Genomic DNA, 13,656 nt, shown 5'->3' with positions numbered 1-13,656 from the left:
TCGATGGAACGCATTTACATCGGCATGGGCAGCAACCTCGCTGACCCCGCCGAACAGTTGCGCAGTGCCATCGATGCACTGGCGCAGTTGCCCCAGACTGAACTGGTCGGGGTTTCTGCGTTTTACCAAAGCGATTCGCTGCTGCCCGGCCAACCGCGTTACACCAACGCGGTCGCCGCGCTCGACAGCACCTTGGCGCCGCTGGCCCTGCTGGATGCCTTGCAGTCCATCGAAAACGAACAGGGCCGCGAACGCCTTGAACGCTGGGGCCCACGCACGCTGGACCTCGACATTGTGCTGTTCGGTGATCGTTTGATTGACGAGCCGCGCCTCAAAGTCCCGCACTACCATATGCAGGAACGGGCTTTCGTTCTGTATCCGCTGGCCGAGCTGGCACCTGCGGATCTGCGCCTGGCCGATGGCCGAACCTTGGCCGAACTGCTCAAGGCATGCCCGTTCGTCGGTCTGGAACGCCTCCCCCAGAATTGACCAAAATCCCCTGTGGGAGCGAGCTGGCGCGCGAAGCGGTGTATCCATCAACAAAAATGTTGAATGCGATGCCCCCTTCGCGAGCAAGCCCGCTTCCACGCTGGTCGCAGCTTCGACTGCTGAATCGCATCAGTTACCCCGGTAACACCCCACCCGTAACAATGCGGTAACACACGCAATTGACTTCCCTCGTTCTCCTCACGACTATAGGCGTCCCGCTGCCGTCAACACGGCTTTAAAGGGCGCAATCCAGGCCTTAAAAGCACGACAAAAGAACGTGCGCCTGTGTTTACCGAAGAATCACGCGCGTTACTCGCAGTAGTTTTCACAGCGCCTGAATGAGGAACTTTTCATGCCAGCCATCACCCTGACCACCCTGCAAGGTCTGAAGCAAAAAGGTGAGAAAATCACCATGCTGACCTGCTACGACGCAACCTTCGCCAACGCCTGCAATCAGGCGGGTGTCGAAGTGCTGCTGGTGGGCGACTCCCTCGGCATGGTTCTGCAGGGTCACGACAGCACCCTGCCCGTCACCACCGCGGAAATGGCTTACCACGTGGCCTGCGTCAAACGCGGTAACAGCGATGCCTTGATCCTCGCCGACCTGCCGTTCATGGCCTACGCCACCACCGAACAAGCCATGACCAACAGCGCCCTGTTGATGCAGGCTGGCGCGCACATGGTCAAGGTCGAAGGTGCTTTGTGGCTGGCCGACTCGATCCACCTGCTGGCCGAACGTGGCATCCCGGTGTGCGCGCACATGGGCCTGACACCGCAATCGGTGAACATCCTCGGTGGGTACAAGGTTCAGGGCCGCAATGAAAACCAGGCGCGGCAGATGCGTGCAGACGCCATTTCCCTGGAACAGGCCGGCGCGGCAATGCTGCTGCTCGAATGCGTGCCCAGCGAACTGGCGGAAGAAATTACCCAAGCGGTGAGTATTCCCGTGATCGGGATCGGTGCCGGCAATCGCACTGACGGTCAGGTTCTGGTCCTGCACGACATGCTGGGTCTGTCCATTACCGGGCGCGTGCCAAAATTCGTGAAGAACTTCATGACTGGCCAAAGCACCATCGATGCGGCTTTGCGCGCCTATGTGACTGAAGTCAAATCAGCGACCTTCCCAGGTATCGAACACGGATTCTCTGCATGAACACCGTAAAAACCGTACGCGAACTGCGGGCCGCTGTGGCCCGCGCCCGCAACGAAGGCAAGCGCATCGGCTTCGTGCCGACCATGGGCAACCTGCACAGCGGTCACGTCGCATTGATTACCAAAGCCACCCAACGGGTGGATTTCGTGGTCGCGAGCATTTTCGTCAACCCGCTGCAGTTCGGTGCAGGCGAAGACCTCGACAAGTACCCGCGCACCCTCGCCGCCGATCAGGAAAAACTGCTTGAAGCCGGTTGCGACCTGTTGTTCGCACCCACCGTGGAAGAGATGTACCCCGACGGCATGGCCGGCCAGACCCGCGTCAGCGTCCCGCAATTGTCCGAAGGGTTGTGCGGTGCTAGCCGTCCCGGTCATTTCGAAGGTGTGGCGACGGTGGTCAGCAAGCTCTTCAACATGGTCCAGCCGGACCTGGCGATTTTCGGTCAGAAGGACTTCCAGCAACTGGCGGTGATTCGCGCGCTGGCGCATGACTTGAACATGCCAATTCAGATTATCGGCGAGCCGACCGTGCGTGCGGCTGATGGCCTGGCGCTGTCGTCGCGCAACGGGTTCCTGAGCGAAAAACAGCGGGCCGTGGCGCCGGTGGTTTATCGCACATTGAACGCGATTGCCGAGTCGATCAAACAGGGTGAGCGGGATTTCCCGGCGCTGATCAACACCCAGATCAAACAGCTCGAAGCGGCCGGCCTGCGTCCCGACTACCTGGAAGTTCGCCATGCCCTGACCTTGCGTCCGGCAACAGCGCAAGACCGCGATCTGGTGATTCTGGTGGCGGCGTTCCTCGGTACGACGCGGTTGATCGACAACCTGCACCTGAATCTCGACGCGCCAGCTTAAACACCGCAATCCCCTGTGGGAGCGAGCCGGCTCGCTCCCACCATTGGATCTGCGCCTGTTTCACATTTTATTGCCCCCACCAACCCTTCGGGCCATTTGCCCGCCGACCTGGGAAACACTCATGCACGCCATCATGCTCAAAGCCAAGCTGCATCGCGCTGAAGTCACTCACGCTGTCCTTGATTACGAAGGTTCCTGCGCCATCGACGGCGAATGGCTGGACCTGTCCGGTATACGTGAGTACGAGCAAATCCAGATCTACAACATCGACAACGGCGAGCGTTTCACCACCTACGCCATTCGCGGTGAAGAAGGTTCGCGCATGATCTCGGTCAACGGCGCCGCTGCACACAAAGCCAAGGTCGGCGATCGCGTGATCATCTGCGCTTACGCTCATTACAGCGAAGCCGAACTGCTCAACTTCAAGCCGCGCATGCTCTACATGGCGCCGGGCAACGAGTTGAGCCACACCAGCAATGCCATTCCAGTCCAAGTTGCCTGAACCGAGCCGAGCCTGCTCCGTTTGTCGGACCATTCCTAACTTCGATGTTAAAAAAGTACCGAAAACGGGTCAGACAAAGTCAAGACATATCATGGCGCGGGGGTTACTGTATCCGCCCTGCGCCATGAAATCGTGTCGACGCAGTTGACCGGGACGCCCACCGACAGCGTTCCGGGACTTTTAGTGTTCAAAAGGCCGTTCAAGTAAAAAGGAAACCCGCAGCGATGGCGTATTACCGCACCCCTCACGACGTGACCGCTCTGCCTGCCTGGCAAGCGTTGAAAGACCACCGCCAAGCCATGCAGGATTTCAGCATGCGGGAGGCCTTCAATGCCGACCCGCAGCGTTTCACTCAATTCACGCTCAGCAGCTGCGGACTGTTTCTCGACTATTCGAAGAACCTGATCAACGCCGAGACCCGCAACCTGCTGGTGGGCCTGGCCAACGAAGTCGACCTCAAGGGCGCGATCAAAGCGCTGTTCGACGGCGAAATCGTCAACTCCTCGGAAGGCCGCCCGGCCCTGCACACCGCCCTGCGCCGTCCTGTTGGCGACAAGCTGTCGGTCAACGGCGTCAACGTGATGCCTGAAGTGCACAAGGTGCTGAACCAGATCACCGACCTCGTCGGCCGGATCCATGACGGCCTGTGGCGCGGTTACACCGAGAAGCCGATCACCGACGTGGTGAACATCGGCATCGGTGGTTCCTTCCTCGGCCCGGAGCTGGTCTCCGAAGCGCTGTTGTCCTACGCCCAGAAAGGCGTGCGTTGCCACTATCTGGCGAACATCGACGGCAGCGAATTCCACGAACTGGCCATGAAGCTGCGTGCCGAGACCACGCTGTTCATCGTTTCGTCGAAATCCTTCAACACCCTCGAAACCCTGAAGAATGCCCAGGCCGCTCGCGCCTGGTATCTGGCCCAGGGTGGTTCGGAAGCCGAGCTGTACCGCCACTTCATCGCGGTATCGAGCAACAACGCCGCCGCCGTGGCGTTCGGCATCCGCGAAGAAAACATCTTCCCGATGTGGGACTGGGTCGGCGGGCGTTATTCGCTGTGGTCGGCCATCGGTTTGCCGATTGCCCTGGCCATCGGCATGTCGAACTTCAAAGAACTGCTGTCCGGTGCCTACACCATGGACCAGCACTTCCAGACCGCGCCATTCGAACAGAACATGCCGGTGCTGCTGGCCTTGCTCGGCGTGTGGTACGGCAACTTCTGGGGTGCGCAAAGCCATGCGATCCTGCCGTACGACCACTACTTGCGCAACATCACCAAGCACTTGCAACAGCTGGACATGGAATCCAACGGCAAGAGCGTGCGTCAGGATGGCACCCCGGTGTCCACTGACACCGGCCCGGTCATCTGGGGCGGCGTCGGCTGCAATGGTCAACACGCCTATCACCAGTTGCTGCACCAGGGCACCCAGCTGATCCCGGCCGACTTCATCGTGCCGATTGTCAGCTTCAACCCGGTGTCCGACCACCACCAATGGCTGTACGCCAACTGCCTGTCGCAGAGCCAGGCGCTGATGCTCGGCAAGACCCTTGCCGAAGCCGAAACCGAGCTGCGCGACAAAGGCTTGAGCGAAGACGAAGTACAAAAACTCGCGGCGCACAAGGTGATCCCGGGCAACCGTCCGAGCAACACCCTGGTGGTCGAACGCATCAGCCCTCGTCGCCTCGGCGCGCTGGTGGCGATGTACGAGCATAAAGTCTTCGTGCAGAGCGTGATCTGGGGCATCAACGCCTTCGACCAGTGGGGCGTGGAGCTGGGCAAAGAGCTGGGCAAAGGCGTCTACAACCGTCTGGTCGGCAGCGAAGAAACTCCGGCCGATGATGCCTCGACACAAGGCCTGATCAACTACTTCCGCGGTCGTCACCGCGGGTGATTTGATGGCTCGGCAGTAATGCACTCCTCTGTAGGAGCTGGCTTGCCAGCGAAGACGGTGTGTCAGTCCAATAAATATTGACTGAACCACCGCTTTCGCTAGCAAGCCAGCTCCTACGAGGGTCGCACAGCTCCCCTCTTGAACCCATTGACCTCTCGGCGCATCTTTATCTTTGTCGCAAAACAAAAATAAGGAACCGTCATGTTCGATATCAGCACGTTCCCCAAAGCCGATGCCGTCCGCCGGGCTGCACAATTGAGTCAAGACGACTACCACCGCCTCTACCGCGAATCTATCGAACACCCCAGCACCTTTTGGGCCGAACAGGCCACGCGCTTTCTCGACTGGAGCGCGCCATGGGATACCGTCCAGCGCTACAACCTGAAAACCGGCGAAGCCAGCTGGTTTGCCGGGGCGAAGCTGAACGTCAGCTACAACTGCATCGACCGCCATCTGCCAAAACGCGGCGATCAGATCGCGATCATCTGGGAAGGCGACGACCCTGCCGACTCCCGCTCGATCACCTATAAAACATTGCATGAAAACGTCTGCCGCCTGGCCAATGTGCTGAAAAGCCGTGGTGTGAAGAAAGGCGATCGCGTGTGCATCTACCTGCCGATGATCCCGGAAGCGGCTTACGCCATGCTCGCCTGCACCCGCATCGGCGCGGTGCACTCGGTCGTGTTTGGGGGCTTCTCGCCCGACTCCGTGCGCGACCGCATTCTCGACGCCGACTGCCAGACCGTCATCACCGCCGACGCTGGCGTACGGGGCGGAAAACCCGTACCACTCAAAGAGAAAGTCGACAAGGCGCTGCAAAGTTGCCCTAACGTCAGCACTGTCATCGTCGTCGAGCACAGCCAGAGTGAAGTGAACTGGATCGAAGGCCGTGACATCCGCTATCACCAGGCCCTGCGCGACGTCAGCGCCGATTGCCCGCCTGAGCCGATGGACGCCGAGGACCCGCTGTTCATCCTCTACACCTCGGGCAGCACCGGTAAACCCAAAGGCGTGTTGCACACCACCGGCGGATACCTGTTGCAAGCGGCGATGACTTTCAAATACGTGCTGGACTACCGCGACGGCGAGGTCTTCTGGTGCACCGCCGATGTCGGCTGGGTCACGGGGCACAGCTACATCGTCTACGGCCCGCTGGCCAACGGCGCCACTACGCTGATCTTTGAAGGCGTGCCGAGTTACCCGAGCACGTCACGCTTCTGGCAGGTGATCGACAAGCACAAGGTGAACATTTTCTACACCGCCCCGACCGCTTTGCGCTCCCTGATGAGAGAGGGCCCGGAGCCATTGAAGCAAACGTCACGCGCCAGCGTCAGGCTGCTCGGTACCGTCGGCGAGCCGATCAATCCAGAAGCGTGGGAATGGTATTTCCATGCGGTCGGCGAAGAGCGTTGCCCGATTGTCGATACCTGGTGGCAGACCGAAACCGGCGGCATCATGCTCAGCCCGTTGGTCAGCGCGCAACGGATCAAACCGGGTTGCGCCACACAACCGATGTTCGGCGTACAACCGGTGTTGCTCGACGAACAGGGCAAGGAAATCAAAGGCGCCGGCAGCGGCGTGCTGGCGATCAAATCCAGCTGGCCCGCGCAAATCCGCAGCGTCTACGGTGACCCGCAGCGCATGGTCGATACCTACTTCAAGCCCTACCCCGGTTACTACTTCACTGGCGATGGCGCGCGGCGCGATGAAGATGGCGACTACTGGATCACCGGGCGCATCGACGATGTGATCAACGTGTCCGGCCACCGCATCGGCACCGCCGAAGTGGAAAGCGCCCTGGTGTTGCACGAGAGCATCGCCGAGGCCGCTGCGGTCGGCTATCCCCACGACATCAAGGGTCAGGGCATCTATGCCTTCGTCACGCCCATGAACGGCGTCGAAACCAATGATGAACTGAAGAAAGAACTGCTGGCTCTGGTCAGCAATGAAATCGGCAGCTTCGCCAAACCGGATTTGATCCAATGGGCGCCAGCCTTGCCGAAAACCCGCTCAGGCAAGATCATGCGGCGTATCCTGCGCAAGATTGCCTGCAATGAACTCGACAGCCTGGGCGACACCTCGACCCTGGCCGATCCAAGCGTGGTGCAAGGCCTGATCGATAAACGCCTGAATCAATGACGTGCTGCCTTCTGCAGGAGCGAGTTCACTCGCGAGGGACTAAAGCGCACCGCGTATATTCAGGAAGCACGCGTTATCGTTAACGTCCATCGCGAGCATGCTCGCTCCTGCAGGTTCATTTATGGAATTCATCCGCACCCGCATCGAAACCCAGATCATGAGCCTGACCGGTTTGTCCCTCGGCCAGCTCGATCTGGAAAACCCCAAGGGCGATCCCGGCCTGTTCGGACCAGATTCGGTGAGCTGGCAAGTTCACGGCGACTTCAGCAGCATGCTGATCGGCGGCATCAGCGCCTTGATGCTGCAAGCCTTGCATCCGTTGGCGCTGGCCGGGGTCTGGGACCATTCGAATTTTCGCGAAGACATGCTCGGTCGCCTGCGCCGCACCGGGCAATTCATCTCCGGCACGACCTTTGGCTCGCGCCAGGACGCCGACTGGTTGATCGAGAAAGTCCGCACCATTCACTTGCAAGTGACCGGCACGGCGCCGGATGGGCGCCCTTATGCGGCCAGCGATCCTGACCTGTTGACCTGGGTGCACGTGGCCGAGGTCAGTAACTTTCTAGCCGCACACCTGCGCTATCGCAATCCGCATTTGTCCCTCGCGGATCAGGATCGTTATTACGCAGAAATCGCGCTGGTTGCAGAACGCTTGGGTGCCCGGAATGTGCCGCGGTCGCGGCAGGAAATATCCGAATACCTTGAGCGCATTCGCCCGCAACTGCTGTGCGACGAACGCAGTCGCGAAGTGCTGCGTCTGCTGTTGAACGCCCCCTCCCCCAGCCGCTTGGCCAAGCCTTTCGGCGGATTGATGATGCAGGCCGGGATCGACCTGCTGCCGGACTGGGCCAGTGACATGCTCGGCGTCAGCCAGAACCCTTTGCAACGCAAATTGATCCGCGCCAGCGTCAATCGCAGTGTGCCGATGTTGCGTTGGGCGGTGCGTAATGGGTCAGTCCATCGTGCTAAACGGCGGATGGGGTTGTTGACCTGAACACAGCACTTTGGCTGTGATCACTCTGTGGCAAGCCCCTCATCCCAGCCCCACAGTGTTAAACTCCCGCGCCCAAATCCTCCTGCAAGGCGCCCAGCATGTCTTCCTTGAATCAGGCGCTGCGCGCCGCCCTCGATCATCGCCAGGACCTGCTTGCCGAACTGCATCAGCAGGGCACCGACTGCTATCGCCTGTTTCACGGCAGCCAGGAAGGCGCCGGCGGTCTGACCATCGACCGCTACGGCCCGCAACTGCTGGTGCAGAGCTTCCACCAGCCGCTGGAGCGCGAGGCGCTGCTGCAACTGCACGAGGCGATCAATCAGCACCTGGGCCTCGACTTGCTGTTGGTCTACAACGACCGTTCCCGTGGCAACTCACGCATCGACCGCGAAGACATCGTCTATCGTGCCGACGATGCCGCCCTGCAAGACCTGATCGGTCACGAGTGGGGCCTCAACTATCGGGTTCGCGGGCGCCATGCCGGTCAGGATCCGCTGCTGTTCCTCGACCTGCGCAACACCCGCGGCTGGGTCAAGGATCACAGTAAAAACAAAAGTGTGTTGAACCTGTTTGCCTACACCTGCGGTGTCGGTCTCAGCGCGGCGGCCGGTGGCGCCCGCGAGGTGTGCAACCTGGACTTCGCCGAAGGCAATCTGGCGGTCGGCCGGGAAAACGGTCTGCTGAACCCGCAATTGCCCACCATGGAATTCATCCAGTCCGACTATTTTCCGGCGATTCGCCAATTGGCCGGACTGCCGATCAGCCAGCGTCGCGGGCAAAAACTGCCGACCTATCAACGCCTGGAACAACGCCAGTACGATCTGGTTTTGCTCGACCCGCCCGCTTGGGCCAAGAGCGCGTTCGGTACTGTCGACTTGCTGCGCGACTATCAGAGCCTGCTGAAACCGGCACTGTTGAGCACTGCCGACAACGGCGTGCTGATCTGCTGCAACAACCTGGCAAAGGTCAGCATGGACGATTGGCGCGAGCAGGTCCTGCGCTGCGCAGAGAAAGCCGGGCGGCCCGTTCGGGAGTGGACGGTGATGAAACCGGGCGGTGATTTCCCGTCGATGGATCAGCAGCCACCGCTGAAAACCCTGATTCTTCAGCTGTGATGGCTGTGGGATAAATCTGAAGTTTCCTGAACTTGGCAATTGCTTTGGAACCGGATTCGCATGCCATACTCCAAGGCACTCCGATTCAGACAGATGAAGCCACACATGCCCAAAGGATTGATTCGCGCCATCGGCGCCTTGTTGACTGCTCTGGCCCTCTACAGCTTGCTGGGCTTTCTGATTTTGCCGGGTGTTGCGTTACGCATTGCCAATCAGCAACTGGCCAACTATGCCAACACGCCCGCCACCCTCCAGCGGATCGAGCTCAATCCGTTCAGCCTTGAGCTGACTCTCTGGGGCTTGAACATCGGTGAACCGGGCAAGGAGCAGGTCGGTTTCGAACGCCTGTACGCCAACCTGCAGATCGACAGCCTCTGGACCAAAGCGCTGCACCTGTCCGATGTCGAACTGGACAAAGCCAAGACAGAAATCCTGTTCGCCAAGGACGGCAAGCTCAATCTGCTCGGTTTGTTCAAGGTGCCTGCGAGTGAGCCGACGCCCGCCGACCCGGATGCCAAGCCGTTTCCGCTGCGCATCGAACGAATCAAATTCGCCGGTGGTGCCGTGCATTTCGAAGATGCCCGTCCCAGCGAACCCATCGAATTCCTCTACGACACACTCGATTTCGAGTTGAAAAACCTCAGCACCCTGCCCGAAGACAGCGCCGACATGACCTTGATGGCCATCGGCCCCAACGGCGGACAGATCGACTGGACCGGCAACTTCAGCCTGATCCCGCTCGCCTCCGAAGGTAAGCTGAAAATCACCGATGGCAAGATGAAAGCCTTCTGGCCCTACGTGCGCGATGCCGTGCCCCTGGACCTCGAAAGCGGCATTCTCAGCATCAGCACCGACTACAAACTCAACCTGTCCAAGGAAACCGAGCTGTTGCTGAGCAATGTCTCGGCCACCATTGCCCCTTTCGCCATCAAGGCCCCGGACGGTCGTCCGCTGGTGAAGCTAGAGCGTCTGGATATCAGTGAAACCACCGTGGACCTGGCAAAGCAGCAAGTGGTGGTCGGCAAGATCCGCAGCAACAAGCTGGAGACCTGGGCTGCACTGGAGTCCGACGGTCAGCTCGACTGGCAGAAACTCTTCGCCAGCCAGCCCTCCAAAGCGGCCGCCAAGGCCGACGCCGAACCGGCTACCGCGCCAGCCGCCGCCGACTCACCAGCCCCTGAATCGGCTGCCCCGGACAAGCCTTGGCAAGTGCTGCTCAAGGACGTGCAACTGCGCGATTACAAAGTGCATCTGGCGGACCGCAAGGCGCAACCCGCCGTGGAGCTGGAACTGGCGCCGCTGAACATCGACCTCGAAGGTTTTGACAGCCTCAATGGCTCGCCTTTCAAGCTCAGGCTCGATACCGGCGTCGGCAAGCAAGGCAAAATCATGGCCGACGGCGAGGTCAACCTCGCTCCGGTCAGTGCCAAACTCAATGTGCAAACCAAGGACATCGACCTGCGTGTCGCCCAGTCCTACATCAATCCATTCATTCGCCTCGAATTGCGCAGCGGCATGCTCGGCAGCAATCTGGCGGTCAACCTCAAGAGCACCGAACCGCAGGCCTTGAGCGTCACCGGCCGTGCCCAGATCGATCAGTTGCATACCCTGGACACCCTGAAAACCCGCGACTTCCTCAAGTGGCAGCAAGTGGTGGTCGAGGGCCTGAATTATCAGCACGGCGACAGTCTGTCGATCGACAAGATCAACCTGCTGCAGCCTTACGCGCGTTTCATGATCAACGATGACCGCACCACCAACATCGATGATTTGTTGATCCCCCAACCGGCCGACTCGGGCACCAAGGCGACCGCCGCCAAACCCGCCAGCAAAGAAAAACCGCTGGGCATCCACATCGGCGGCATTGCCATCAACGACGGCTCGGCCAACTTTGCCGACTTCAGCCTGACACCGAACTTTGCCACCGCCATCCAGCAGCTCAACGGGCAAATTGGCACCATCGACAGTCGCCAGGCAAAACCGGCCAGTGTGGACATCAAAGGCAAGGTCGATCGCTATGCGCCGGTGACCATCAAGGGCGCGGTCAACCCGTTCGACCCGATGGCCAGCCTCGACATCGCGACCAGTTTCAAACGCGTGGAATTGACCACGCTGACGCCTTACTCGGGCAAGTTCGCCGGTTACCGTATCCGCAAGGGTCGACTCAATCTTGACCTGCATTACCTGATCACCAACGGCCAGCTCAAGGCTGAGAACAAAGTGGTGGTCGAGCAACTGCAACTGGGTGAAAAAGTCGACAGCCCGGATGCCGTCAGCCTGCCATTGAAGTTGGCCATCGCCTTGCTCAAGGACGTCGACGGCAAGATTTCCATCGAGTTGCCCGTCACCGGCGACCTGAACAATCCACAGTTCAGCGTTATGCCGATTGTCTGGCAAACCCTGCGCAACCTGATCGTCAAAGCAGCGGCAGCGCCCTTCAAAATGATCGGCGGATTGGTCAATGGTGGTGGTTCAGAGGATCTGGGTACTGTCTCGTTCGCACCGGGCACAAGCGACCTGAGCAAGGATGCTGAAGGCGCCCTGGACAAGCTGGCCAGCGCGCTCAAAGAGCGTCCGGCCCTGCGCCTGGAAATCGAGGGCACTGCGGCCAAGAGCAGCGATGGCCCATTGATCGCCGAGCAACGTCTGGAACGGGAATACCAGTACAACTACTACAAAATGCTCCAGCGCCGTGGCGACAAGGTTCCCGCGCAGGCGTCATTGCTGAAAGTACCGGACAGTGAAAAAGGCCCGCTTCTGGAAGGCATCTTCCGCACCCGCCTGAAGATCCAGCCGTTGCCGGAGTGGAAGGATCTGGGCAAGGAAGAACGCACAGCAAAAATGCGAGCCGAAGTGATCAAGTTCTGGAGTTCGAGCGATGTGCTGTTGCGTCAACTGGGCCAGGAACGTGCCAGCAGCATCAAGGATTATCTGGTCGACAAGGGCAAACTGGAAGATGACCGGGTGTACTTCATCGATGCCAATCTGGGCGAGGCCGAAAGTGACGGCCGGGTGATTACACCGATGCATCTCGACGCGGAGTGAGACCCCCAACATAAATGTGGGAGCGAGCTTGTTCGCGATGGCTGACTGACATTCAACACATACGTTGAATGAAAGACCGCTTTCGCGAGCAAGCCCGCTCCCACAGGGTTGTATGTTGAGTCTTCCAGACTTGCCTTACTGGGCTTTCAGGCCGTCAGCAGAAACCGCTTGGACGCCTTTGATTTTCTTGGTGATCGCCACGGCGGTGGATTTTTGCGCATCAGTGACCGCAACGGTGGACGACAGGGACACCACGCCTTTGTTGGTTTCAACTTTGATGTCGCTGCCTGGAATGCCTTTTTCGGTCATCAGGTCGGCTTTAACTTTGGTGGTGATCCAGGTATCGGAAGTGTCTTCCTTGATTTCGGTCACTTCACCGGCAGCCAGCACCATTGGCGACTGGGTAGCCTGGGTGGTTTGAGCAAAGGCAGTGTTGGCCAGGGTCAGGGTCAGCGCGGTAGCAGCAGCGGCAGTGATAGCGAACTTCTTCATACGAGTAACTCCTGTTTTTCGGAAAAGTCTGCCGGGTGTCATGTCAGCAGGGTTACCGGAGATATTGCGAACGGTGTGCCAACTTTCCACATCGATAAAAAATCATAAAAATCAAATACTTAACAAAACAGGCTTTTTTCAAAATCATGCAAAATGCATGACTCGCTCAAACACTGCATGCAAGTTGCGGCTTTGTGGAAAGTTCCTAAGCTCATGAATTTTTTGAGCTTTTCTTAATAAATGAGATGAGTTCTCGGCAGACAACATAACCTGCGATCACTCGCATTCCTGCAGGCGCGAGCTCGCTCGCGATGGACTCAAGATCGCCGCGTTTAACCCGTTCACGCGTTATCGTTAACGACCACCACAAGCAAGCTCACGCCCACAAAGGAAGTGCATCAGGTCGCAGAACCGATGCAACCCTTAGGCACATAATCCTGCGCAACCGTGCTCGCGCATGACCAACCGGTGGTGCCGTCCCGGGTCAGGGTAATGGTTTTGCCCTGAACCTGGCCGGGTGCGTTCTGCAGCGTGCAAACAATCGAACCGGCACCCGACGCGGCAACACCTGTCACCGTCAGCGCGCAGTTGCTGGTCGAGGTCCCGCCACCCGGCACCACATTAGCCGTCGCCGGCGTACCGCCCTGATTGATCACATCCTCGAACGGAACCTTCATCGCGGAAATTTCGGCCAGCCCGGCCGTGACTTTGGCCCGCGCCTGATACTTGGAATACATCGGCAAAGCAAAGGTCGCCAGGATCCCGATGATCGCCACGACGATCAGCAGCTCGATCAAGGTAAAACCTCTTTGGTCGTTCATAGAAAGCTCCGTGCATGAGTCGAAATCTCATGATCTGACGTAACGGAGCACAGGTTGTGCCAAGCCGCCGGTCCCGTGTTGGCGAGGAATGCGGCCCGCACAACGCTCTTTCCTACCCCCAGGATCCGCACTATCTGACGCTTTTTGTCACCTGACCGAC

The 13,656-nt window shown here is 59.2% G+C and carries 11 protein-coding genes; 9 read left to right on the top strand and 2 right to left on the bottom strand.

Annotated elements, in window-relative coordinates:
* Positions 1-3: 3 nt before the first annotated feature.
* The 9 genes from folK to CKW15_RS20670 all read left to right on the top strand — a co-directional run bounded on the left by folK (position 4) and on the right by CKW15_RS20670 (position 12,183).
* Positions 4-489, top strand: a complete 486-nt coding sequence (folK, locus tag CKW15_RS20710) for a 2-amino-4-hydroxy-6-hydroxymethyldihydropteridine diphosphokinase (protein ID WP_095061374.1) — start codon at positions 4-6, stop codon at positions 487-489.
* A gap of 352 nt (positions 490-841) precedes the next feature.
* Entirely contained in the window at positions 842-1,642 is an 801-nt protein-coding gene (panB, locus tag CKW15_RS20705) for a 3-methyl-2-oxobutanoate hydroxymethyltransferase (RefSeq protein ID WP_095152629.1), read from the top strand.
* Positions 1,639-2,499 (top strand): pantoate--beta-alanine ligase, encoded by an 861-nt coding sequence (panC, locus tag CKW15_RS20700; RefSeq protein ID WP_095061370.1) that lies wholly within the window; start codon positions 1,639-1,641, stop codon positions 2,497-2,499. The genes panB and panC overlap by 4 nt, the downstream gene beginning before the upstream one ends.
* Positions 2,500-2,620: 121 nt before the next feature.
* Positions 2,621-3,001, top strand: a complete 381-nt coding sequence (gene panD, locus CKW15_RS20695) for an aspartate 1-decarboxylase (RefSeq protein ID WP_008153310.1) — start codon at positions 2,621-2,623, stop codon at positions 2,999-3,001.
* Positions 3,002-3,225: 224 nt separating this feature from the next.
* Positions 3,226-4,890, top strand: coding sequence for a glucose-6-phosphate isomerase (pgi, locus tag CKW15_RS20690; protein ID WP_095061368.1), 1,665 nt, complete (start codon positions 3,226-3,228; stop codon positions 4,888-4,890).
* A gap of 201 nt (positions 4,891-5,091) precedes the next feature.
* Positions 5,092-7,029: an acetate--CoA ligase gene (acs, locus tag CKW15_RS20685; RefSeq protein WP_095061366.1), complete on the top strand. Its 1,938-nt coding sequence runs from the start codon at positions 5,092-5,094 to the stop codon at positions 7,027-7,029.
* A 121-nt stretch (positions 7,030-7,150) separates the two neighbouring features.
* Positions 7,151-8,023: an oxygenase MpaB family protein gene (locus tag CKW15_RS20680; RefSeq protein ID WP_095061364.1), complete on the top strand. Its 873-nt coding sequence runs from the start codon at positions 7,151-7,153 to the stop codon at positions 8,021-8,023.
* A gap of 98 nt (positions 8,024-8,121) precedes the next feature.
* Complete coding sequence (locus CKW15_RS20675; RefSeq protein WP_095061362.1) at positions 8,122-9,138, top strand: class I SAM-dependent rRNA methyltransferase; 1,017 nt, start codon at positions 8,122-8,124, stop codon at positions 9,136-9,138.
* Between the two features lie 60 nt (positions 9,139-9,198).
* Positions 9,199-12,183: a DUF748 domain-containing protein gene (locus CKW15_RS20670; protein ID WP_095061360.1), complete on the top strand. Its 2,985-nt coding sequence runs from the start codon at positions 9,199-9,201 to the stop codon at positions 12,181-12,183.
* A 135-nt stretch (positions 12,184-12,318) separates the two neighbouring features.
* On the opposite strand, the gene CKW15_RS20665 is transcribed toward CKW15_RS20670, so the two are convergent.
* Both CKW15_RS20665 and CKW15_RS20660 read right to left on the bottom strand, forming a co-directional pair.
* Positions 12,319-12,675 carry a BON domain-containing protein gene (locus tag CKW15_RS20665; protein ID WP_095057139.1) on the bottom strand — a complete coding sequence of 119 codons (357 nt, stop codon included), beginning with the start codon at positions 12,673-12,675 and terminating at the stop codon, positions 12,319-12,321.
* Between the two features lie 398 nt (positions 12,676-13,073).
* The gene (locus tag CKW15_RS20660) at positions 13,074-13,496 is read right to left on the bottom strand and encodes a pilin (protein WP_095057140.1); all 423 of its coding nucleotides are present in this window, start codon (positions 13,494-13,496) and stop codon (positions 13,074-13,076) included.
* Positions 13,497-13,656 lie beyond the last annotated feature (160 nt).

Source organism: Pseudomonas sp. Irchel s3b5 (assembly GCF_900187435.1).
Classification (GTDB): domain Bacteria; phylum Pseudomonadota; class Gammaproteobacteria; order Pseudomonadales; family Pseudomonadaceae; genus Aquipseudomonas.
Note: the sequence above shows the minus strand (reverse complement) of the source record. Positions and strands in the feature narration are given on the sequence as shown.

What these genes read in the sequence shown, in the direction of transcription:
- CKW15_RS20660 (WP_095057140.1), bottom strand. Translation starts at nt 13,496, where the DNA reads ATGAACGACCAAAGAGGTTTTACCTTGATCGAGCTGCTGATCGTCGTG.
- panC (WP_095061370.1), top strand. Translation starts at nt 1,639, where the DNA reads ATGAACACCGTAAAAACCGTACGCGAACTGCGGGCCGCTGTGGCCCGC.
- CKW15_RS20665 (WP_095057139.1), bottom strand. Translation starts at nt 12,675, where the DNA reads ATGAAGAAGTTCGCTATCACTGCCGCTGCTGCTACCGCGCTGACCCTG.
- CKW15_RS20680 (WP_095061364.1), top strand. Translation starts at nt 7,151, where the DNA reads ATGGAATTCATCCGCACCCGCATCGAAACCCAGATCATGAGCCTGACC.
- acs (WP_095061366.1), top strand. Translation starts at nt 5,092, where the DNA reads ATGTTCGATATCAGCACGTTCCCCAAAGCCGATGCCGTCCGCCGGGCT.
- CKW15_RS20675 (WP_095061362.1), top strand. Translation starts at nt 8,122, where the DNA reads ATGTCTTCCTTGAATCAGGCGCTGCGCGCCGCCCTCGATCATCGCCAG.
- panB (WP_095152629.1), top strand. Translation starts at nt 842, where the DNA reads ATGCCAGCCATCACCCTGACCACCCTGCAAGGTCTGAAGCAAAAAGGT.
- folK (WP_095061374.1), top strand. Translation starts at nt 4, where the DNA reads ATGGAACGCATTTACATCGGCATGGGCAGCAACCTCGCTGACCCCGCC.
- panD (WP_008153310.1), top strand. Translation starts at nt 2,621, where the DNA reads ATGCACGCCATCATGCTCAAAGCCAAGCTGCATCGCGCTGAAGTCACT.
- CKW15_RS20670 (WP_095061360.1), top strand. Translation starts at nt 9,199, where the DNA reads ATGCCATACTCCAAGGCACTCCGATTCAGACAGATGAAGCCACACATG.
- pgi (WP_095061368.1), top strand. Translation starts at nt 3,226, where the DNA reads ATGGCGTATTACCGCACCCCTCACGACGTGACCGCTCTGCCTGCCTGG.